Genomic DNA, 21,210 nt, shown 5'->3' with positions numbered 1-21,210 from the left:
ACACTACCCCACCACTGACCCTGAAGAGGTATGCATGAACGTCGATAAAAACCTTGAGAAAGAAGTCCTCACCCGCTTGCTGCACGCGCACCCGAATGGCTTGGGCAAGGAGGTGCTGGATAACTACCGGGGCGAAAAAGTTGTGGCCAGTACCCTGGCGATCCTTCAGGACCGCGGGCTGATCAAGGAAGGCCATGTGACCTGTAACGAGGCCGGCGAACACGCATTGCACCTGCCGATCAAACTGACAGCATCCGGCGTGGACGCGGCGCGCAAGCTCGAAGACGCGTAATAGACGGCTTGCCGGCGATAGCGGTGTGCCTGGTGATGATAGAGCGCTAGGCAGGCCGTCATCGCTGGCAAGCCAGTTCCTACAAACATTCCAAACCTATGCAGGAGCCGGCTTGCCGGTATCAGTCCCTGGGCTCCAGGCCTATCGGGAAGAACACCCCCCCACTCCAGACGCCCAGCCAACTCTCGCCGTCGATCCGGCGTGTTACTGCCAGTTCCACCAACTGGTAGAACACGTTGCGGTGGACCAGCGCCTCAAGGTTGTTGCGCACCAGCACATAGGGCGAAGGCTCCTGGGTGTGTGGATCAATCACCACCCGCAGCGGATGCGCCGGGCCGGCTTCGATCAGGTCTTCGACATTGGAGGTAAACCGCAGGAGCTGGTTCTCGCCATCGCCCTCGACCTCCAGCGACACAGCCACAAAGGGCGCGTCATCCACCTTGATCCCGACCTTTTCCACCGGCGTGATCAAGAAGTAATCATCGCCATCGCGACGGATGATGTTGGAGAACAGCTTGACCATCGGTTTGCGCCCGATAGGCGTGCCCAGGTAATACCAGGTGCCATCACGGGCGATGCGCATGTCGATATCGCCACAGAAATTCGGGTTCCACAGATGAACCGGAGCCGGTCCCTTGCCCTTGGGCAACTGCGCCAACAAATCATTGGCCTTGGCCGAATCCGTCATGCTGTTCTCCTCTGAATTACTGGTCGCTCATGCCCAACAGGCTGCGGGCGTACTGGCGCAGCGGTGGGCCAAGCAGATCTTCGGGTTTGTTGTCATGGAACGTCAGTAAACCGCCACGACTGCGAATCCGTGCAGTATCGATCAAATATTGGGTGCTGGTCTCGATCAACATGATCTGGATGACCCCGCTGTCGACGCCCAGTCGGTCCAGGGCTTCCTGATCGGCCCACTCATCTGCATTGCCGATGCGATCATCGGCCTTGGCGAACCGCGTATACAACAGGTAATGGGCGCCTGCCTCACGGGCTTCGGCCATGGCCTGCTCCAGCCCTTGCGGGGCGCGGGCGCGGCGGACCATGGGAAAGTATTCGATAAAGCCATTGAACGCTTCCTCGGCCACCACATTGGGACGCGGATAGGCGCTGCCCGGCGGCGTGAACGCGCCTTGGGCGATAAATACAAACGAATCGGGCTGTATGCGAACCGAGTTGGAACGACGGGTGTCGCTGTGATCCAGCAAACCGGCATCGCTCATCTGATAGCGAGTGCCTTCGGCCATATCGCTGACTGTCATGCAGCCACCCAGCGCGAACGACGCCAGCAACAAAACCAGACTACGCATCCTATCCTCCAGGAGCCGGTGACGGAAAACCGGCGAATGGGCACCAGATGCAGATTTTGCGCCAGCTTGCCTGGCTACCCGCCAATGATCTTCATCACGGTCGCCCCGCCGGAAAACGCCACTTCCTGCTTGTCGCCCAAGGCCTTGACCAGCAGGCGCTGTAACGCCGGCAGGGCCTGGTGGCGCGGCTTGTCCAACAGGTCGCCGACATAGTGGCGGTTGCTCGACGACAGGCAGCCGTGCAACCAGCCGGTCGAGGAGAGGCGCAGGCGCGAACAGGTACGGCAAAACGGCACGCTTTCATTGGCGATCACGCCGAAGAAGCCCTGACCGGGAATTTCATAGCGCACGGCCGTGGCATCTACCGGGGCGTCAGCCTGCAGGTATTCGTGATGTTCGCCAATCAGGCTCAACAGTTGCTGCAGGCTGACGAACTGTTGCAGGAACGCGTTGGAGTCACTGGCAAGGTGGCCCATGCGCATCAACTCGATGAAACGCAGTTCATAGCCGCGCTCCAGGCAATACTCCAGCAGGGGCATGACCTGGTCGAGGTTCTGCCCGCGCAACGGCACCATATTGACCTTGATCTTGATTCCCGCCGCACGCGCCTGGTCCATGCCATCGAGGACCGTGGCCAGGTCGCCCCCCCTTGCGATCCCGCGAAAGGCAGCGGCATCGAGGGTGTCGAGGGAAACATTGATACGGCGAATACCGGCATCGACCAGTAATGGCAACTTGCGCGCTAGTAACTGGCCATTGGTGGTCAAGCTGATATCGCTCAAGCCCATCTGCCCGACGGCCTGCATAAAGGTTTCGAGCTTGGGGCTGACCAGCGGCTCGCCGCCGGTGATGCGCAGACGATCGATGCCCGCAGCCTCGATCAGGTAGGCCACCCCACGGGCCATGGCCTCGGCCGAGAGCTCGTCCTGCGCAGCCACCAACCGCTTGCCGTTGGGCACGCAGTAGGTACAGGCGTAATTGCAGGCTGAGGTCAGGCTGATCCGCAAATTGCGAAAACGCCTGCCTTGACGATCAACGATCATGGATCACTCCGGCAGCGGATAATTCGGGCGCGCTAAAACCTGACTCATAAATCAGATTTTAGCAAGGTCCTTGCCTGAGTATATTCCTGGGTTACTACATACGGCAGTAAATCAACCGGCCATTGTCCGGATGAATGCCTTATGTGGCAGGCGTCTCGGGGTTCGGCAGGTCGGTGCTGTGCTTGCGCTTGTTGCCCATGCGTACGCCGATGTCCATCAGGAACTGGAAGAAGCCTTCCTGATCTTCCAGCACGTTGCTCCAGAATGGCGAGTGGTACAGCGCCACGGCACCATGCACCAACGCCCAGGCGGCGCAGTAGTGGAAGTAAGGCGGCACATCTTCCAGCTTGCCTTCACTGATCCGACCCTTGATCAGCAGGGTCAGGCGCTCGAAGTTCGAAGCACGGATCTTGTGCAACTCCTCGACCATTTCCGGCACTTGGTGGCCCTTGACCACCTTTTCTTCGAGGCGGTCGAACAGGCGGTAGCGCTGCGGGTCACGCATGCGGAACTCAAAGTAAGCCCGGGACAGCGCTTCCTTGTCTTTGTCGACATCGGCCGAGTGCAGCAGCTCGTTCAAATCGCGCTCGTAATCGAGCATCAGGCGCAAGTAGATCTCGGCCTTGGACTTGAAGTGCTTGTAGATCGTGCCTTTGCCGATACCCACGGCATCCGCAATCATCTCGACGGTGACGCTGTCTTCACCCTGTTCGAGGAACAATTTGAGCGCGGTGTCGAGAATTTCCTGCTCACGGCGGCGAAACTCACGGACCTTACGGGGTTCTTTGTGCATAGAAAGAGGTCTGCAGAGGTCAGTATTGGGAGGGTTGAATGCCCCGATGACGGAACGTTTTACCCGGTGCGAGGGATTATCCCGACTGGGCGGTCGTTGGGCAACGTCTATATGAACAACCCATACACTAAACTTACAGCCCGCCAACGAATCAAGCGATATGGGTCAGAAATAAAACACAGGTTCGCGCAATGTATTGCCGCTCAATGAGAACTCAAGCGAAGCGCACGTATTCCAAATCTGTTTAAAAAACGATCAGATGCGGCTGGACTGCACGGGATACTGATCAATACTTCATCTGTCGGTGTGACATCTCCCCCAAGTGAAACACCGATAGGGGTACCAATGGACCGCGTACCTTTATTTACTCCTAATGGTCTTAACCCGGATTCACCCCCCAGAACCCGGGTTTTTTTTGCCTTGGATTCAGCGAACGTGCGCCAACGGGAACAGGCGCTTGAAGTTCTCGGTGGTCTGCTCGGCAAAACGCTCGACAGACTCGCCGCGCAACATCGCCAGGTAATCCGCCACATCCCGCACATATTCCGGGAGGTTCGGTTTACCGCGATGGGGGATTGGCGCGAGGTAAGGTGAGTCGGTTTCCACCAGCAAACGATCCGCCGGCACCTGGCGCGCCACATCCCGCAGGGCATCAGCATTGCGGAAGGTGACAATCCCCGACAGGGAAATATAGAACCCCAGGTCGAGCGCCGCCTTGGCCATCTCCCAGTCTTCGGTAAAACAATGCAACACGCCCGCCTGGGGCAGCGCCGCCTCGCGCAGCAAGGCCAGGGTGTCGGCACGGGCGCCACGGGTATGGACGATCACTGGTTTACCGGTCTGCTGCGCCGCTTGCAGGTGCAGGCGGAACGAGGCCTGCTGCAAAGCGGCGGCTTGCGGCTCGTAGTGGTAATCCAGGCCGGTCTCGCCAATGGCCACCACTCGCGGGTGATTGAGTTCGCCCAGCAGCCAGTCAAGGGCCGGGGCTTCGCCAGGCTTGAGGTCCAGGGGATGGATGCCTACCGAGCAATCCACGTCGGCATAGCGCTCAGCCAGGGCCTTGACGTCGGCGGCGTTCTCGGCGCTGACGCCGATGCACAGGAAATGCCCGACGCCACGCTGGCGTGCGGCGTCGAGGGCGGCATCCAGGGAGCCGCCGTGGGCGGCGAGGTCGAGGCGATCAAGGTGGCAATGGGAATCTACGAGCATAAGAAGTTACAACTTGCGTCACAGGAAGTGTCTGGCCAACGAGACATCCGTCGGCCCCGAGAATATCAACGTCGGCCGAGTAACCCGACCCACTGCACCAACAGTGCCTCAAGCAACAGCACCCGGTTCAGGTTGGCCTTGCCCAGGACCTTCTGGCGCTGGGCGAGGATCCAGTCCTGAATGTTCAAAACCTTGTCCTGGGCGCTCTTCTGAGCCAGGTACTGCACGACCTTGCGCATGTCCATCAAGCCCAGGCCGCTCTCGTCTTGGGTCAGTTGATAGCGCAAGATCAAGCTGGACCAATCACAGAACCAGTCAAACAGCAGCAACAGCGGCACGTCTTTCCAGCCCTCGGCCAGTTGCGTGGCAGACTGCTCTTGCTTGAGCAGCTTCTTCACCCCGTCGACCACCTGCGCACGCTGCTCGCGTACGCCCTGGGCCTGCAGGCTGACCGCCGCCAGGGGTGAGCCGGCCGCCAGGGTCAGCAATTCAACCCGCTCCTGCTCACTGCACTGCGGCAAGGCCTGGCCCAGCCATTGCAAACTCATGGCCTCGCTCGGCAGCGGGCAGGCCTGTTGCACGCAACGACTGCGAATCGTCGGCAGCAAACGGCTGGACTGATGACTGACCAGCAGCAGCACGGTGTCGCCCGAGGGCTCCTCAAGGCTCTTGAGCAAGGCGTTGGCGGCGTTGATGTTCATCGACTCCACCGGCTCGATCAGCACCACCTTGCGCCCGCCCATCTGCGCGGTCTGCACCACGAAGCTCACCAGGTCACGTACCTGGTCGACCTTGATCGCCTTGTCGGCCTCTTCAGGCTCCAGCACGTAGTTGTCCGGATGGCTGCCGGCCTTGAGCAGCAGGCACGATTTGCATTGCCCGCACGCCTCAAGCCCTGCTGGCTGCTGACACAGCAGGCGAGCCATCAAGCGCTCGGCCAAGGCGCGCTTGCCGATGCCTGCCGGCCCATGGAGCAGATAGGCATGGGCATGCTGGGCACGTCCGGCCAATTGCTGCCATAGGCTGTCCTGCCACGGATAGGCTTCAGCCACGGTAAAGCTCCAACAGTTTCGGGAGCAGCGCATCGATGGCCTGTTGCACTTGCTCCAGCGGTTGCGCGGCATCCAGCAAGCAATAGCGCGACGGTGCAGCTTCGGCACGCTGGAGGTACGCCGCGCGCACCGCTTCAAAAAATGCCCGGCCTTCCAGTTCGAAGCGGTCCAGGCGACCACGGGCGCTGGCCCGCGCCAGGCCGACGTCCACCGGCAGGTCGAAGACCAGGGTCAGGTGCGGGCGCAGATCGCCCTGGACAAAGGTCTCCAGGGTCGCGATGCGCTCCAGGGACAAGCCACGGCCGGCGCCTTGGTAGGCGTAGGTGGAATCGGTAAAGCGGTCGCAGATCACCACCGCACCACGGGCCAGCGCCGGCCGGATCACTTCGCCCAGGTGCTGGGCACGCGCGGCAAACACCAGCAACAACTCGGTGTCCGGGTTCATGACCTCGTCGCCAGTCGCCAGCAACACCTCGCGGATCTTCTCCGCCAGGGGCGTGCCGCCGGGCTCGCGGGTCAGCAGCACCTCGATCCCTGCGGCCCGCAAGCGCTCGGCCAGGTATTCACGGTTGGTACTCTTGCCGGCGCCTTCCGGGCCTTCCAGGGTAATAAACAAGCCAGTCACAGGCAGTCCTTAATCAGAGTCATTGCGGGCTTTGCGCGGGCGCAGCTTCAGGCGCGACAGGCTCAACGGCCGCAGGTGTGGCCGGCGCAGGGCTGGAGCGATAATCGGCGCGACGCTTGAGTTGGTACTCGCGCACCGCCGCATTATGGGCATCCAGGCTATCGGAGAAAATATGGCTGCCATCGCCCCGTGCCACGAAATACAGGCTGCTGCCCGGTACCGGATTCAACGCGGCATGGATCGCTTCGCGGCCGACCATGGCAATCGGCGTCGGTGGCAAGCCGCTGATCATGTAGGTGTTATAGGGCGTGGCTTCTTTCAGGTGCGCGCGCGTCAACTTGCCGTTGTAGCGCTCGCCCATACCGTAGATCACGGTGGGGTCGGTCTGCAGCAGCATGCCGATCTTCAGGCGCCGCACAAACACCCCGGCAATCTGCCCACGCTCTTCAGGCACGCCGGTTTCCTTCTCGACCAGCGATGCCATGATCAGCGCCTGGTAGGGGTCGGTATAGGGCGCATCCGGGGCACGTCGGCTCCATTCCTGCTCAAGTACATCGTCCAGGCGGTTGTAGGCTTTCTTCAGGAACTCGACATCGGTCATGCCGCGCACGAAACGGTAGGTATCAGGGAAGAACCGCCCTTCCGGGAAGACGTCGGGATGGCCGATTTTTGCCATCACCTCGCGGTCACTCAAGCCCGTCAGGGTCTGCTCGATCTTTTCGTGCTTGGCCAGCGCACTGCGCACCTGGCGGAAGTTCCAGCCCTCCACCAGCGTCAGGCTGTACTGCACCACTTCACCGCGTTGCCACAGGCCGATCAGGCCCTGGGCCGTCAGGCCTGGCGTCATGCGGTACTCGCCACTGTGCAGTGGCTGACCCTCAAGATTGAAGCGCCAGTAAAGGCGCAGCCAGAAGGCATCCTCAAGTACACCGTCGTTTTCCAGACGATTGAAAGTACCGGTAGGGGTCGCACCAGCCGCTACATCCAGCAATTGCTCCTGGGACAGATTCAGCGGCTGCTTCAAGGCCGAGTCCAGCTTCCAGGCCGAAAAGCCCAGCAGCAAACCCGCCAGGACCAGACCGATCTCCAGCAGCAATACAATTTTACGTCTCAAATCAAACACCCAATAGCGCGCGAACAATGCCCTGCAGTTTACGGGTGAGCGGCCCAGCCGACCAGCTCATTGGCCCACATCCAAGCACCGGCCAAATGCCATATACGCTGTTGCAGACGAACACTTCATCAGCCTGTTGCAACTGCGCAAGGCTGATATCGGCAACGGTGGTGACAATGCCCAACGCCTCGGCCCTGGCCAACAGCTCGGCCCGCATGACGCCGGCCACGCCGCAGCGGCTCAGGTCGGCCGTCAGCAACTGGCCGTCATGCACCAGGAACAGGTTGCTGAACACGCCTTCGATGACGCGCCCGGACATATCCAGCATCAATCCTTCCACGTGATCGGCATCTTGCCACTCGGCGCGGGCCATGACCTGTTCGAGGCGGTTTAGGTGCTTGAGACCTGCGAGCAAAGGTTGCTCGGACAAACGGGTAGCGCATGGGAACAGGCGAACGCCTGAAGAACCATGAGTCTGAGGATAGGTGGCAGGCGGGCTGCCTTGCAGAATACGGCGCACCGAGGCGCCAGCGTTGATGCCATAACCCCGCTGGCTATCGCCACGGGTGAGGATCAACTTGAGTACGCCATCGCCCAGGGCTGCGGCAAAGGCCAGCACTTCGCTGCGGACCAGTTCCTGGTCTGCGGCAAGCGCCAGGCGCCTGCAACCCTCGTCGAGGCGTTGCAGGTGGCGATCAAGCAGCACGGGCTGCCCGGCCTTGACTGCGATGGTTTCAAACAGACCATCGCCGTAGGCCAGGCCGCGATCTTTCAGCGGCACGGCGTCCGCTGGCTGACCGTCGACCCAACTGTGCATCACTCGGCGAACCGGCGGAACACCAGGGAACCGTTGGTACCGCCAAAGCCGAACGAGTTGGACAACACCACGTCGATCGGCATTTTCTGCGGCTCGTGAGGCACGAAGTTCAGGTCGCAGCCCTCATCTGGTTCATCAAGGTTGATGGTCGGCGGCGCGACCTGATCCTTGATTGCCAGCACGCTGAAAATCGCTTCGACCGCACCTGCCGCACCCAACAGGTGACCGGTCATGGACTTGGTGGAGCTGACCGCCAGCTTGTAGGCGTGCTCGCCGAATACCGACTTGATGGCCTGGGCTTCCGCCAGGTCGCCCGTCGGCGTCGAGGTGCCGTGGGCGTTGATGTACTGCACTTGATCGACGTTGATCTTCGCGTCGCGCAGGGCATTGCTGATGCAACGCGCGGCGCCCGCACCGTCGGCAGGGGGCGAGGTCATGTGGTACGCATCGCCACTCATGCCAAAACCGATCAGTTCGGCATAGATCGTCGCGCCACGGGCCTTGGCGTGCTCCAGCTCTTCGAGGACCAGGGCACCGGCACCGTCGGACAGTACAAAGCCATCACGGCCCTTGTCCCACGGACGACTGGCGCGGGTCGGCTCGTCATTGCGGGTCGACAGCGCACGGGACGCGCCGAAGCCACCCATGCCCAGGCCGCAGGCAGCCATTTCGGCGCCACCGGCGATCATCACGTCAGCCTCGTCATAGGCGATATTGCGCGCCGCCATGCCGATGCAGTGAGTGCCCGTGGTGCACGCCGTGGAAATGGCGTAGTTAGGCCCCTGGGCACCCAGATGGATGGACAGGAAGCCGGAAATCATATTGATGATCGAGCCTGGGACGAAGAACGGTGAAATTCGACGAGGGCCGGATTCGTGCAAGGTACGGCTGGTTTCTTCGATATTGGTCAAACCGCCAATACCCGAGCCCATGGCCACGCCAATGCGCTCACGGTTGGCATCGGTCACTTCCAGGCCGGCGTTACGCACCGCCTGAAAACCGGCTGCCAGGCCGTATTGAATGAACAGGTCGAGTTTGCGGGATTCTTTGATCGAGAGATATTCCTCGACATTGAAGCCCTTTACCGAGCCGCCAAAACGGGTGGAATAGGCAGAAAGGTCCGTATGTTCAATCAGACCAATACCACTGTGGCCAGCCAGAATGCCCTGCCAACTGCTCGGCACATCCGTACCCAGTGGCGACAACATACCCATACCGGTGACTACGACGCGTCTACGCGACACAGCACTCTCCTTTTTCTTGATGACGACACTTGAGCTGACTTTTCATCAGAGCTAATGAAAAAACCGCACGCCGTTATAGCAGTGCGGTTTTTCCATAACAGCAAGCGACGATTACAAACTATTACGCCTGGTGGCTAGTAACGTAGTCGATAGCAGCTTGAACAGTAGTGATTTTTTCAGCTTCTTCGTCCGGGATTTCGGTCTCGAATTCCTCTTCCAGAGCCATCACCAGCTCAACGGTGTCAAGGGAATCGGCACCCAGGTCTTCTACGAAGGAAGCAGTGTTGGTCACTTCTTCTTCTTTAACGCCCAGTTGCTCGGCGACGATTTTCTTGACGCGCTCTTCGATGGTGCTCATACCTTGTTTAACTCCTAATGGACAAATTCAGGCAGCTGGCCAGTGGGTAAGTGTATAGAAAGGCTTTTCAGCTTTTCAACTGAAAGCTTCACCCTCGTACCCTACCGACCACCTGTCTATAAATAGATTGCAGCTTTATAACGGATTTTAGACAGCTCGTATGACATTTTTTTGAAGCGATCCGTCACAATTTAACTCATGTACATCCCGCCGTTCACCGGGATTGTAGCCCCAGTCACGTATGCCGCACCGTCAGACGCCAGGAAAGAGACCACATTGGCGATCTCTTGGGCCTGGCCCAGACGGCCCAGCGGAATTTGCGTCAGCAACGCTTCACGCTGCGCTTCAGGCAATTCGCGGGTCATATCGGTATCGATAAACCCTGGAGCCACCGAGTTGACCGTAATCGACCGCGAGCCGACTTCACGCGCCAGGGCACGGCTGAAACCTTCCAGGCCGGCCTTGGCAGAGGCGTAGTTTACTTGGCCTGCGTTGCCCATGGCACCCACTACGGAGCCAATATTGATAATTCGACCCCAACGCGCCTTGGTCATGCCGCGCAAAACACCCTTGGACAGGCGAAACAGACTGTTCAAGTTGGTATCGACCACGTCGTACCACTCGTCGTCTTTCATGCGCATCATCAGGTTGTCGCGGGTAATACCGGCGTTGTTCACCAGAATGGCCGGCGTCCCGAACTGTGCAGTGATCTGCGCCAGCACGGCAGCCACGGACTCATCGCTAGTCACGTTGAGTTCCAGGCCAGTGCCCTGCACGCCGTTTTCCTTGAGGGTTGCCGCGATACGCTCGGCGCCGGAGGCGGAGGTCGCAGTACCGATCACTACCGCGCCCTGACGGCCCAGTTCCAGGGCAATCGCCTGGCCAATGCCACGGCTTGCGCCGGTAACCAGTGCAACTTTACCTTGCAGACTCATGCAGGCTTCTCCTTAGTTCAGGCCAGTGCGGCGCGGGCGGCTGCGAAGCCATCCGGGGTATTGAGATTGGAAGTCGACACGCCTTCGGCGCAGCGCTTGTTGAGACCGGCCAGGACTTTGCCCGGACCACACTCAACCAGTTGAGTAGCGCCCTTGGCAGCCAGGGTCTGGACCGACTCAACCCAGCGCACCGGCTTGTACAGTTGCTCCAGCAGGTCGCGCTTGAGGGTTTCGAGGTCGGGTGCCACGTCGGCGCTGACGTTTTGTACCAACGGGATCTGCGGCGCCTGCCAGTTGATGGCTGCGATGGACTCGGCGAAACGCTCGGCCGCCGGGCGCATCAACTCGCAATGGGATGGCACGCTGACCGGCAGTGGCAATGCACGCTTGGCACCGCGGGCCTTGCAACCTTCGATGGCACGCTCGACCGCAGCCTTGACACCGGCGATCACCACCTGACCAGGGGAGTTGAAGTTCACCGCGCTGACCACGTCGCCCTGGGCCGCTTCGGCACAGGCTTCGGCCACCACGGTGTCGTCCAGGCCCAAAATAGCGGCCATGCCGCCCTGCCCGGCCGGAACAGCCTCTTGCATCAGTTGACCACGGCGCTCTACCAGCTTGACCGCCTCAGCGAGGGTCAGGCTGCCTGCGGCGACCAAGGCGCTGTACTCGCCCAGGCTGTGGCCGGCGACAAAAGCCGGGCGTGCGCCGCCTTCAGCCAGCCAGACGCGCCACAGCGCGACGGAAGCCGTCAGGATCGCCGGCTGGGTTTTATCGGTTTGGTTGAGCAGTTCTTCCGGCCCGTCCTGGGTCAATGCCCAAAGGTCGTAGCCCAAGGCAGCGGAAGCTTCCTTGAATGTTTCCAGGACCAGCGGGTATTGCGCGCCCAGCTCGGCCAACATGCCGAGGGACTGCGAACCCTGCCCTGGAAAGACGAATGCGAGGGATGTAGACATGTAACAAGCCCCTAATGATCTGGTCGTCGGTGAATTGACGCCCCACAGCTGGGAGCGCAAGAAACTGACAGATTGGATGGTCAATTGAACTGGCCGGTCACATTTAAGCATTCCCGGCCCGATTCGCCTAAGGCAACAGATCCTCAAGACGGCCATGCAAGCGCTGCGGCAGGTTCTCCTGGATCTCGATCAGCGCGCGCGCAATGGCGCTCTGAAAGCCCTGGACCCCTGCCGAACCGTGGCTTTTTACCACAATGCCCTGCAACCCGAGGAAGCTTGCGCCATTATGCCGCGCCGGGGCCAGGTCCGCCTGCAGGCGCCGCATCAAGGGTAGCGCCAGGGCACCCACCAGCCGGGAAACCAGGTTGCGCTTGAACAACGCCTCGATCCGCGCGGCAATCATCGTTGCCAGGCCTTCGCTGGACTTGAGCAGAATATTTCCGACAAAACCGTCACAAACCACCACATCGGCCTCGCCACGATACAACCCATCGCCCTCGACAAACCCGATGTAGTTCAAGCCCCGCGCCTGTTGCAACAGGCTGGCGGCCAACTTGACCTGCTGGTTGCCCTTGATGTCCTCGGTACCGATGTTCAGCAACGCCACGCGCGGACGCACCACACCCAGCGCTTCGGCCGCAACCGACCCCATCAGGGCAAAGTGCAACAGGTGCTCGGCGCTGCAATCGACATTCGCTCCCAGGTCCAGCAACTGACAGTAGCCACGCTGCGTCGGGATCGCCGCGACCATCGCCGGCCGATCAATGCCCGGCAGGGTTTTCAGCACATGACGGGACAAGGCCATCAAGGCCCCGGTGTTGCCGCCACTGACACAGGCCTGGACCTTGCCATCACGCAGCAACTCAAGGGCTACGCGCATGGAGGAATCGGGCTTGCCACGCAGGGCCTGGGCTGGCTTTTCATCCATGCCGATGGTTTCGCTGGCTGGCGTTATCGTCAGGCGCGCGCGATCCACAGCCGGATGGCTGGCAATCAGTTCTTCAAGTAGGGAAGGTTGACCGACAAGGGTCAGGTGCAGCGAGGGCGTAGCGGACAGGCTGGCAATGCACGCCTGAACAATGCTGCGGGGACCGAAGTCCCCGCCCATTGCGTCAATCGCGATGACTTGAGCAGACAAGTGATTACTCGTCAGCGCCCTTGTCGATCACTTTACGGCCACGGTATACGCCTTCTGGCGATACGTGGTGACGCAGGTGAATTTCACCGGTGGTTTTTTCTACAGACAGAGTGCTTGCCGTCAGGGCATCGTGGGAACGACGCATGTCACGGGCAGAGCGGGATTTTTTGTTCTGCTGAACAGCCATAATTGATTAACTCCTAAACGTTTGGGTCACGCTTTAACTGCGCCAATACACTGAACGGGTTGGACCGCGTTACCTCGTCCTCGCTCGGTTCGGACTCGTCATCGAGCCCCGCCGGCTGCTGGCATTCTTCCGGATGATGAGCAGGCACAATGGGCAAGGCGAGCAGAAGCTCCTCCTCGATCAGTGCATGCAGATCCAAAGGATCTTCGCCCAGTTCCAGCACGTCATAACCTTTCGGCAACGACTGGGTATTCGCACCCTCTTTCACCACAGCATAACTGCATTCGCTGTGGATCGGCAGGGTGACCAGCTCAAGACAACGCTGGCAAACCATTTTGACCTCGGTGTCGATAAAGCTGTGAATTACCACAGATTTACGTTCATCTCGTTCAAAAACGAATTTAGCCTGCACCGTACCGACATTGTCGGAAAGCGGGTCGCAGAGTCTCTCCAAATCGGCCAGCAACACTTCACCTTGAAGGGTGGTGCCACGATCAGCCAATTTGCGCGGGTCAACGTGAGGTGGAATCGGGTCATTCAACATAGGCGCAGCATTATAGGGATGCACCCGCCCATGTCAAAGGAAATTCAGCCCTGTGCGCCAGACTGCCCACTCGCTAGAATCCGCGACTGCCTTGAGGAGAGCCACATGTTGCCTTTATTACTCGCTTCCAGCTCGGTTTATCGCCGGGAACTGTTGAATCGCCTGCAGCTGCCGTTCATCTGCAGCTCTCCGGATATCGACGAAAACCATCGTGCAAATGAGTCCGCGGTCGACCTGGTCAAGCGCCTGGCCGAAGAGAAAGCCCGCGCCCTCGCCAACAGCCACCCAGGGCACCTGATCATCGGCTCGGACCAGGTCGCGGCGCTGGATGGCCAGATCATCGGCAAGCCCCACACCTTTGAAAAGGCCCGTGAACAATTGCTGGCGGCCAGCGGCCGACAGGTCAGCTTCCTCACCGGCCTGGCACTGCTCAATAGCGAGACCGGGCACTGCCAGGTGGACTGCGTCCCCTTCACCGTCACAATGCGCCAACTGGAGCCGGCGCAGATCGAGCGCTACCTGCGGACTGAACAGCCCTACGATTGCGCTGGCAGCTTCAAGGCTGAAGGGCTGGGGGTGAGCCTATTTCAAAGCACCGAAGGCCCGGACGCCACCAGCCTCATCGGCCTACCGCTGATTCGCCTGGTAGATATGCTGCTGGCCGAAGGCGTGCAAGTACCGTAGACCACCACAAACCCCATGCGGGAGAGGGCTTGCTCGCGAATGCGGCGTGTCAGATACACAGCCAGTGACTGACACTGCGCATTCGCGAGCAAGCCCGCACCACATTTTGAGCTATGCCAACCTGAGATCAGCGCAGGGTCGGGCCCTGGAAGCCCATATACAGCGCCAGCTTCTCCGCCACACTGGCACCCAGACGCTTGGAGAAGCGATCGAACGGCGATTCCTGGACGGTGAAGTCCACCAACTCCTTCTCGCCAATCACATCCCGCGCCACCGAACTGGCACTGCCCAGGCCATCGATCAAGCCCAACGGCAAGGCCTGTTCGCCAGACCAGATCAGCCCGGAGAACAACTCCGGATGTTCTTTATCCTTGAGCCGCTCACCGCGCCCCTGCTTGACGCTCGCAATGAACTGGCGATGGGTGGTGTCGAGCACGCTCTGCCAGAACTGGGTTTCGTCAGCCTTTTGTGGCTGGAACGGGTCGAGAAACGACTTATGCTCGCCCGAGGTGTAGGTACGCCGCTCAACCCCCAGCTTCTCCATGGCCCCGACAAACCCGTAGCCGGCCGCCGTCACGCCAATGGAACCCACCAGGCTGGCCTTGTCGGCGTAAATCTGGTCGGCAGCACTGGCAATGTAATAGGCGCCCGAAGCCCCCAGATCAGAGATCACCGCGTACAGCTTGATCTCAGGATGCAACGCGCGCAGGCGGCGGATTTCGTCATAGACATAGCCCGACTGCACCGGACTGCCACCCGGGCTATTGATGCGCAGCACCACACCCTTGACCTTGGGATCCTCGAAGGCGGTGCGCAGGCTGCTGACGATATTGTCGGCGCTGGCAGACTCCTTGTCGGCAATCACCCCGCGCACTTCGATCAGCGCGGTGTAGCTGCCGCTGCGGGCGGCGCTTTTTTCCATATCCACCAAGGGACTGAACAGCACCAACATGCCGATCAGGTAGGTAAAGGTCAGGAGCTTGAAGAAGATCCCCCAGCGCCGCGCCCGACGCTGCTCCTGGACACCCGCCAGCAGGGTTTTTTCCAGCAGTTTCCAGCTTTTATCATCGCCATTGTCGGCAGCGGCCTTGGTCGGCGCCTTCCACTCATCGGTCATGCCATCTACCCCAGCAAAAACTTAACGGGCCTGGTTGAGCCAGGCGTGCAATTGCGAAAACCTGTCGATCGTCAGGCGCGGCTCGTAAGCCTGCAGCGCTTCCGGGGACTGGGCGCCATAACTGACGGCAACACTGTCCATGCCGGCATTGCGCGCCATCAGCAGGTCAAACGAGGCATCGCCGACCATCAACGACTCACGGGCAGAAACGCCGCAATGGGCCATGATCTGCTCCAGCATCAACGGATGAGGCTTGCTCGCGGTTTCATCGGCGGCCCGTGTGACGTCGAAGTAATCTTCCCAGCCATTGGCCTTGAGCACCCGATCCAGCCCGCGCCGGGCCTTGCCGGTGGCCACTGCCAGGTGATAGCCCTGCTCACGCAATGCCGCCAGGGACTGCACCACCCCATCGAACAAAGGCGAAGGTTCGGACTCAAGGGCAATGTAGTGATCGGCGTAGTGCTCGCGGAACGCTACCAGTTCACTGTCGGATATCTGCGGGTACAAGGTACGAATGGCTTCGGGCAAACCCAGGCCAATGATGCCCTTGACCGCCAGGTCACTGCACAACTCAAAGCCGGAGCGGGTCGAGGCCATATGCATGGACTCGACAATCCGGCCAATGGAATCGCACAGGGTGCCATCCCAGTCAAAAATCAGCAGTTTATAGTCAGGGCGCGACACTCAGGCGCTCCACGGTCTTGGCCCACATCTCATCGACGGGCGCCTGTAACTTCAATTCACCACCATCTGGCAACGGCACCGTCAGCATGTAGGCGTGCAGGAACAGGCGCTTGCCGCCCAGATCACGGATTTCCTTGGAGAACCCCTCGTCGCCATACTTGGTATCGCCAGCAATACAGTGACCGGCGTGCAAGGTATGTACGCGAATCTGGTGGGTACGCCCGGTCACCGGTTTGGCCTCGACCATGGTCGCAAAGTCGCCGAAACGCCGTAGCACCTTGAACAGGGTCAGCGCCTCCTTGCCCTCCTCGTCCACTTCGACCATACGCTCGCCGGAGCGCAGGTTGCTCTTCTGCAACGGCGCACGCACGCTCTTGATCGACGATGCCCAATTGCCACGCACCAGGGCCATATACCGCTTGTCCACGCCATCGCCGCGCAAGGCGGTATGCAGGTGGCGCAACATGCTGCGCTTCTTGGCGATCATCAGCAGGCCGGAGGTATCGCGATCCAGGCGATGGACCAACTCCAACTCCTTGGCATCCGGACGCAACTGACGAAAGGCTTCGATCACCCCGAAATTCAGGCCGCTGCCGCCATGAACCGCAATGCCACACGGCTTGTTGATCACGATCAGCTTGTTGTCTTCGAAGACAATCGAGGCTTCGAGGCGTTGCAACAGGCCCTGGGCCAGCGGCACGGGCTCGTCGCGCTCAGGCACCCGCACAGGCGGCACGCGGACGATATCGCCCGCCTGCAGCTTGTACTCAGGCTTGATCCGCCCCTTGTTCACCCGCACTTCGCCTTTACGCAAAATGCGATAAATCAAGGTCTTGGGCACGCCTTTGAGCCTGGCCAGAAGAAAATTGTCGATGCGTTGGCCGGCATATTCCGGCGAGACCTCAAGCAGCTGGACGCTGGGGGTCGGGGGGGTGGTAGTCGTCATGGCGGGAATGATAACAATTTTTTATGGAATTGAAGCACTTAATCATTGCTGCTATAGTCGCGAACGCCGCCAAAAGCGGCCTGGACAGAGGACTCGCGGCAAACTGCCGCCCCTGACCATCGCAATTCATCAGGACGCGAGGCCGTCCTACGGGGCTCTTGCCACACTGGAAGGCTCAAGATTGTAACAAGCGCAGGTGACATGAGGCCTGAAGCGAGTGCGATAAGCAGAGTGATTACTCGCCTATTGCGCCGATATTTACGGCCAGTTCACAAAGTGCAGTCAGTCTTGTACCAGACCACGGCGAATGCTTCGGAAACAACGCCTGTTATTAGCCATGAGCGTGAACTCCCCATTGGAGAACACGGTAAATGCCAACCCGCTGCGGATTCTGCGCGCGGCAGCACCCGAATTATCAGGGATACGTGTAGGGTGGAGATGCACAACCGTCGGACTGTGTAGCACTAGGCTTATATTTAGACGCTTCATCTCGTCCACAGTCGCCGGTTGATTCCTCCTCCTGACTGAGTGCTTATTAAGTCACCACAGCAAGCAGGACGCGTAAGTCGCGATACCAGCCCAATTGGCCGGTATTGCTGGACACTGGAGTGGCCAACCACTCTTGACGCACCTGACACCGACCGTGAGAAGTCGTGTGTGCCGAACGCCGTTTCCGGCAGCCCGGAAACCGACGGTACAACATGAAAAGAATGCTGATTAACGCAACTCAACCCGAAGAGTTGCGTGTTGCACTGGTAGATGGCCAACGCCTCTACGACCTGGACATCGAGTCCGGTGCACGCGAGCAGAAGAAGGCCAACATCTATAAAGGCCGGATTACTCGCATCGAGCCAAGCCTTGAGGCTGCCTTTGTCGATTTTGGCTCTGAGCGCCATGGTTTCCTGCCCCTCAAGGAAATCTCCCGCGAATACTTCAAGAAAGCCCCTGAAGGCCGCGTGAACATCAAGGACGTCCTGAGCGAAGGCCAGGAAGTCATCGTCCAGGTCGAAAAAGAAGAACGTGGCAACAAGGGCGCAGCCCTGACCACTTTCATCAGCCTGGCTGGCCGTTACCTGGTCCTGATGCCGAACAACCCGCGTGCCGGCGGCATCTCCCGTCGCATCGAAGGCGAAGAGCGCAACGAACTGCGTGAAGCGCTGAACGGCCTGATCGCCCCGGCCGACATGGGCCTGATCGTGCGCACTGCCGGCCTTGGCCGCAGCAGCGAAGAAATGCAGTGGGACCTCGATTACCTGCTGCAACTGTGGACTGCTATTAAAGAAGCGTCCCTGGACCGCTCCGCGCCATTCCTGATCTATCAGGAAAGCAACGTGATCATCCGCGCCATCCGCGACTACCTGCGCCAGGACATCGGCGAAGTGCTGATTGACAGCGTTGAAGCCCAGGACGAAGCCCTGACCTTCATCCGCCAGGTGATGCCGCAGTACGCCAGCAAGATCAAGCTGTACGAAGACAGCGTACCGCTGTTCAACCGTTTCCAGATCGAAAGCCAGATCGAAACCGCCTTCCAGCGCGTAGTCGAACTGCCTTCCGGTGGCTCCATCGTCATCGATCCGACCGAAGCCCTGGTGTCCATCGACATCAACTCGGCGCGCGCCACCAAAGGCAGCGACATCGAAGAAACCGCCCTGCAGACCAACCTGGAAGCAGCCGAAGAGATCGCTCGCCAACTGCGCCTGCGTGATATCGGCGGCCTGATCGTGATCGACTTCATCGACATGACCCCAGCCAAGAACCAGCGCGCCGTGGAAGAAAAAGTCCGCGAATGCCTGGAAGCCGACCGTGCCCGCGTGCAAGTTGGCCGCATCTCACGCTTCGGCCTGCTGGAAATGTCCCGTCAGCGCCTGCGTCCATCCCTGGGCGAGAGCAGCGGCATCGTCTGCCCGCGTTGCAACGGCACCGGCATCATCCGTGACGTTGAATCGCTGTCCCTGGCGATCCTGCGCCTGATCGAAGAAGAAGCCCTGAAAGACCGCACCGCCGAAGTCCGCGCGCAAGTGCCGATCCCGGTCGCCGCGTTCCTGCTCAACGAAAAACGCAACTCGATCACCAAGATCGAACTGCGCACCCGTGCCCGCATCGTGATCCTGCCGAACGATCACCTCGAGACGCCGCACTTCGAAGTCCAGCGCCTGCGTGACGACAGCCCGGAAGCCCACAGCGGCCAGTCCAGCTACGAAATCGCCGCGGCTGCTGCCGAAGTCGAAGAAGTCCAGCCAGCCGCCGCGACCCGCACCCTGGTTCGCCAGGAAGCTGCCGTCAAGACCGCGCCGGCCCGTGCCAATGCACCCGTGCCGGCTGAAGCCGCTGCCCCGGTTGCCGCGCCTGCTTCCCTGCCGGAACCAAGCCTGTTCAAGGGCCTGGTGAAGTCGCTGGTCAGCCTGTTCGCCACCAAGGAAGAGCCTGCTGCTCCAGCCGTGGTCGAGAAGCCTGCTGCTGAACGGCCTGCACGCAACGAAGAGCGTCGCAACGGTCGCCAGCAGAGCCGTAACCGCAACGGTCGCCGTGACGAAGAACGCAAGCCTCGCGAAGAGCGTGCACCGCGTGAAGAACGCGCACCACGTGAAGAGCGTCAACCGCGCGAAGCCCGTGAAGAAACTCCGGCCGTAGCCCGTGAAGAACGTGCTCCGCGTGAAGAGCGTGCGCCACGTGAAGAACGCGCACCGCGCGCACCTCGCGCCCCACGTGAAGATCGCAAGCCGCGTGGCGAGCGTGAAGAACGTGTACGTGAACTGCGCGAGCCACTGGACGCCGCTCCAGCCGTGGCCGCCGCTGGCGCTGTTGCAGTGGATACCGCGACCGAAGAACGCCCGGCCCGCCAGCCCCGTGAAGAACGCGCCCCACGCCCACCGCGTGAAGAGCGTCAACCACGTGCCGAGCAAGCTGCCGCCGCCAGTGAAGAAGAACTGCTGACCAACGACGAGCAGCCACAGGAAGATGGTCAGGACAACGCCGAAGGCGATCGTCCACGCCGCCGCTCCCGTGGCCAGCGTCGTCGCAGCAACCGTCGTGAGCGTCAACGTGATGCCAACGGCAACGTGATCGAAGGCTCGGAAGAGACCGGCGAAGCCACTGAAGAAGCAGCCAACAACGAGCCGACCAGCACCGAACTGGCTGCCGGCCTGGCCGTTACCGCAGCGGTTGCCAGCTCGGTCATCAGCGCCCCTGCCGAAGCCGAAGCCAACCAGCAGGCCGAACGTGCCACCGCTGCCGTGCAGGAAACTGCCGTCGTCGAAGCACCGGTTGTCGAAGCCACCACCGTGGTCGAAGCACCTGCTGCTCCAGAAGTGGAAGTTGCACCGGTTCACGAAGCCCAGCCTGAAGCTGAAGCCGAAGTCGTGGCCGCACCTGCGGTCGTGGTTGAGCCACAGCCTGCGGTTGAAGCGGTTGTCGAAGCGCCAGCTGCCGAGCCAACCCCAGAAGTGCGTGAAGTTCGCGAAGAACAGACCGCCTTCCAGTGGACTGCCGAGCCAGCCGTCGTCGCCGAAGCACCAGCCCCGGCTCCGGCTCCGGTAGAGGAAGCTCCAGCACCTGTCGCCGAACCTGCGGTGGTTGCAGAACCAGTCGTGGTTGCCGAGCCGGCTCCGGTGGTGGTGGAAACCCCAGTGGTAGCCGAAGTGGCCGCCCCAGTGGTCGAAGCCCCTGCCAGCGCCCTCACCGAAAACGGCCGTGCGCCTAACGACCCGCGTGAAGTGCGTCGTCGCAAGCGTGAAGCCGAGCGCCTGCAGAAAGAAGCCGAAGAAGCAGCGGCAGCGGCCCCGGCCCCGGCCGTAGTCGAGGCCGTTGTGCAAGCACCGGCCATCGAAGCTGAAGTTGAGCACACTGCCCCGGTCATCGACGAGAACCTGCGTTCCGTTGAAGAAGTGGTAGAGCACAACCCCAAAGCCCTGGAAGAAGAGCACGAGCCTAAACCCCTCGCCTGATTCCAACGGCAACTAAAAAGCCCCGCCTGAGCAATCAGGCGGGGCTTTTTTACGCGCTCCATTCAACGACAGAGATCATGTGTGCGGGCTTGCCCGCGATGGCCATCGGTATCTACACAACTTTGCCGCAACACCTAAATCCAGGCAGATAGCGCAGTTGTGGCGAGCGGGCTTGTCCGTTAGACCAGGCGACAGCCCAGCGCGGGCGATGCGGCGTT

The 21,210-nt window shown here is 60.5% G+C and carries 22 protein-coding genes; 3 read left to right on the top strand and 19 right to left on the bottom strand.

Translation table 11 applies throughout. From position 1 onward, the window contains the following. Positions 1-34 precede the first annotated feature (34 nt). Positions 35-292, top strand: a complete 258-nt coding sequence (locus FIV38_RS17765; RefSeq protein ID WP_029299672.1) for a hypothetical protein — start codon at positions 35-37, stop codon at positions 290-292. 121 nt (positions 293-413) lie between these two features. On the opposite strand, the gene FIV38_RS17760 is transcribed toward FIV38_RS17765, so the two are convergent. From FIV38_RS17760 to FIV38_RS17685, 16 genes are all read right to left on the bottom strand, one after another. Continuing rightward, positions 414-980, bottom strand: a complete 567-nt coding sequence (locus FIV38_RS17760) for a DUF1285 domain-containing protein (RefSeq protein ID WP_092237564.1) — start codon at positions 978-980, stop codon at positions 414-416. 16 nt (positions 981-996) lie between these two features. After that, positions 997-1,602 carry a DUF4823 domain-containing protein gene (locus FIV38_RS17755; RefSeq protein WP_092237567.1) on the bottom strand — a complete coding sequence of 202 codons (606 nt, stop codon included), beginning with the start codon at positions 1,600-1,602 and terminating at the stop codon, positions 997-999. A 74-nt stretch (positions 1,603-1,676) separates the two neighbouring features. Further along, the gene (locus FIV38_RS17750) at positions 1,677-2,645 is read right to left on the bottom strand and encodes a GTP 3',8-cyclase MoaA (protein ID WP_029299677.1); all 969 of its coding nucleotides are present in this window, start codon (positions 2,643-2,645) and stop codon (positions 1,677-1,679) included. Positions 2,646-2,784: 139 nt separating this feature from the next. Then, positions 2,785-3,438: a TetR/AcrR family transcriptional regulator gene (locus tag FIV38_RS17745; protein ID WP_029299679.1), complete on the bottom strand. Its 654-nt coding sequence runs from the start codon at positions 3,436-3,438 to the stop codon at positions 2,785-2,787. 426 nt (positions 3,439-3,864) lie between these two features. Beyond that, positions 3,865-4,647 carry a TatD family hydrolase gene (locus FIV38_RS17740; RefSeq protein ID WP_092237570.1) on the bottom strand — a complete coding sequence of 261 codons (783 nt, stop codon included), beginning with the start codon at positions 4,645-4,647 and terminating at the stop codon, positions 3,865-3,867. Positions 4,648-4,712: 65 nt separating this feature from the next. Next, the gene (locus FIV38_RS17735) at positions 4,713-5,699 is read right to left on the bottom strand and encodes a DNA polymerase III subunit delta' (protein ID WP_092237572.1); all 987 of its coding nucleotides are present in this window, start codon (positions 5,697-5,699) and stop codon (positions 4,713-4,715) included. Next, complete coding sequence (tmk, locus tag FIV38_RS17730; RefSeq protein WP_092237575.1) at positions 5,692-6,324, bottom strand: dTMP kinase; 633 nt, start codon at positions 6,322-6,324, stop codon at positions 5,692-5,694. The genes FIV38_RS17735 and tmk overlap by 8 nt, the downstream gene beginning before the upstream one ends. A gap of 19 nt (positions 6,325-6,343) precedes the next feature. Beyond that, entirely contained in the window at positions 6,344-7,438 is a 1,095-nt protein-coding gene (gene mltG, locus FIV38_RS17725) for an endolytic transglycosylase MltG (RefSeq protein ID WP_092238418.1), read from the bottom strand. A gap of 1 nt (position 7,439) precedes the next feature. Further along, positions 7,440-8,255 carry an aminodeoxychorismate lyase gene (gene pabC, locus FIV38_RS17720; protein ID WP_092237578.1) on the bottom strand — a complete coding sequence of 272 codons (816 nt, stop codon included), beginning with the start codon at positions 8,253-8,255 and terminating at the stop codon, positions 7,440-7,442. Then, complete coding sequence (fabF, locus tag FIV38_RS17715) at positions 8,255-9,499, bottom strand: beta-ketoacyl-ACP synthase II (protein ID WP_029299686.1); 1,245 nt, start codon at positions 9,497-9,499, stop codon at positions 8,255-8,257. The genes pabC and fabF overlap by 1 nt, the downstream gene beginning before the upstream one ends. A gap of 121 nt (positions 9,500-9,620) precedes the next feature. Next, positions 9,621-9,857 carry an acyl carrier protein gene (acpP, locus tag FIV38_RS17710; RefSeq protein ID WP_010165887.1) on the bottom strand — a complete coding sequence of 79 codons (237 nt, stop codon included), beginning with the start codon at positions 9,855-9,857 and terminating at the stop codon, positions 9,621-9,623. Positions 9,858-10,048: 191 nt separating this feature from the next. Then, complete coding sequence (gene fabG / locus FIV38_RS17705; RefSeq protein WP_029299688.1) at positions 10,049-10,792, bottom strand: 3-oxoacyl-ACP reductase FabG; 744 nt, start codon at positions 10,790-10,792, stop codon at positions 10,049-10,051. A 17-nt stretch (positions 10,793-10,809) separates the two neighbouring features. Beyond that, on the bottom strand, positions 10,810-11,748 hold the full coding sequence (gene fabD / locus FIV38_RS17700; protein WP_092237581.1) for an ACP S-malonyltransferase: 939 nt from the start codon (positions 11,746-11,748) through the stop codon (positions 10,810-10,812). A gap of 127 nt (positions 11,749-11,875) precedes the next feature. Beyond that, the gene (gene plsX / locus FIV38_RS17695; RefSeq protein ID WP_092237583.1) at positions 11,876-12,886 is read right to left on the bottom strand and encodes a phosphate acyltransferase PlsX; all 1,011 of its coding nucleotides are present in this window, start codon (positions 12,884-12,886) and stop codon (positions 11,876-11,878) included. Positions 12,887-12,890: 4 nt separating this feature from the next. Further along, a complete protein-coding gene (gene rpmF / locus FIV38_RS17690) occupies positions 12,891-13,073 on the bottom strand; it encodes a 50S ribosomal protein L32 (protein WP_008152339.1) in 183 nt (60 codons plus the stop codon). 13 nt (positions 13,074-13,086) lie between these two features. Next, positions 13,087-13,617 (bottom strand): YceD family protein, encoded by a 531-nt coding sequence (locus tag FIV38_RS17685; RefSeq protein WP_029299696.1) that lies wholly within the window; start codon positions 13,615-13,617, stop codon positions 13,087-13,089. Between the two features lie 105 nt (positions 13,618-13,722). Between FIV38_RS17685 and FIV38_RS17680 the strand changes: the two genes are divergently transcribed. Then, positions 13,723-14,301: a Maf family protein gene (locus FIV38_RS17680; protein ID WP_092237586.1), complete on the top strand. Its 579-nt coding sequence runs from the start codon at positions 13,723-13,725 to the stop codon at positions 14,299-14,301. A 127-nt stretch (positions 14,302-14,428) separates the two neighbouring features. Here the strand turns inward: FIV38_RS17680 and FIV38_RS17675 are convergent, their stop codons facing one another. Genes FIV38_RS17675 through rluC form a run of 3 tightly spaced genes read right to left on the bottom strand, consistent with a single transcriptional unit; the run spans position 14,429 to position 17,048 of the window. After that, the gene (locus FIV38_RS17675) at positions 14,429-15,418 is read right to left on the bottom strand and encodes a S49 family peptidase (RefSeq protein ID WP_092237589.1); all 990 of its coding nucleotides are present in this window, start codon (positions 15,416-15,418) and stop codon (positions 14,429-14,431) included. 21 nt (positions 15,419-15,439) lie between these two features. Next, positions 15,440-16,102, bottom strand: coding sequence for an HAD-IIIA family hydrolase (locus FIV38_RS17670; RefSeq protein WP_092237592.1), 663 nt, complete (start codon positions 16,100-16,102; stop codon positions 15,440-15,442). Further along, positions 16,089-17,048, bottom strand: a complete 960-nt coding sequence (gene rluC / locus FIV38_RS17665) for a 23S rRNA pseudouridine(955/2504/2580) synthase RluC (protein WP_005790558.1) — start codon at positions 17,046-17,048, stop codon at positions 16,089-16,091. Before rluC ends, FIV38_RS17670 begins: the two co-directional genes overlap by 14 nt. A 701-nt stretch (positions 17,049-17,749) precedes the next feature. On the opposite strand from rluC, the gene rne reads away from it, so the two are divergent. Further along, complete coding sequence (gene rne, locus FIV38_RS17655) at positions 17,750-20,992, top strand: ribonuclease E (protein WP_208602592.1); 3,243 nt, start codon at positions 17,750-17,752, stop codon at positions 20,990-20,992. The last annotated feature ends 218 nt before the right edge of the window (positions 20,993-21,210 follow it).

It is taken from the genome of Pseudomonas proteolytica (assembly GCF_007858275.1).
GTDB classification, from domain to species: domain Bacteria; phylum Pseudomonadota; class Gammaproteobacteria; order Pseudomonadales; family Pseudomonadaceae; genus Aquipseudomonas; species Aquipseudomonas proteolytica.
Note: the sequence above shows the minus strand (reverse complement) of the source record. Positions and strands in the feature narration are given on the sequence as shown.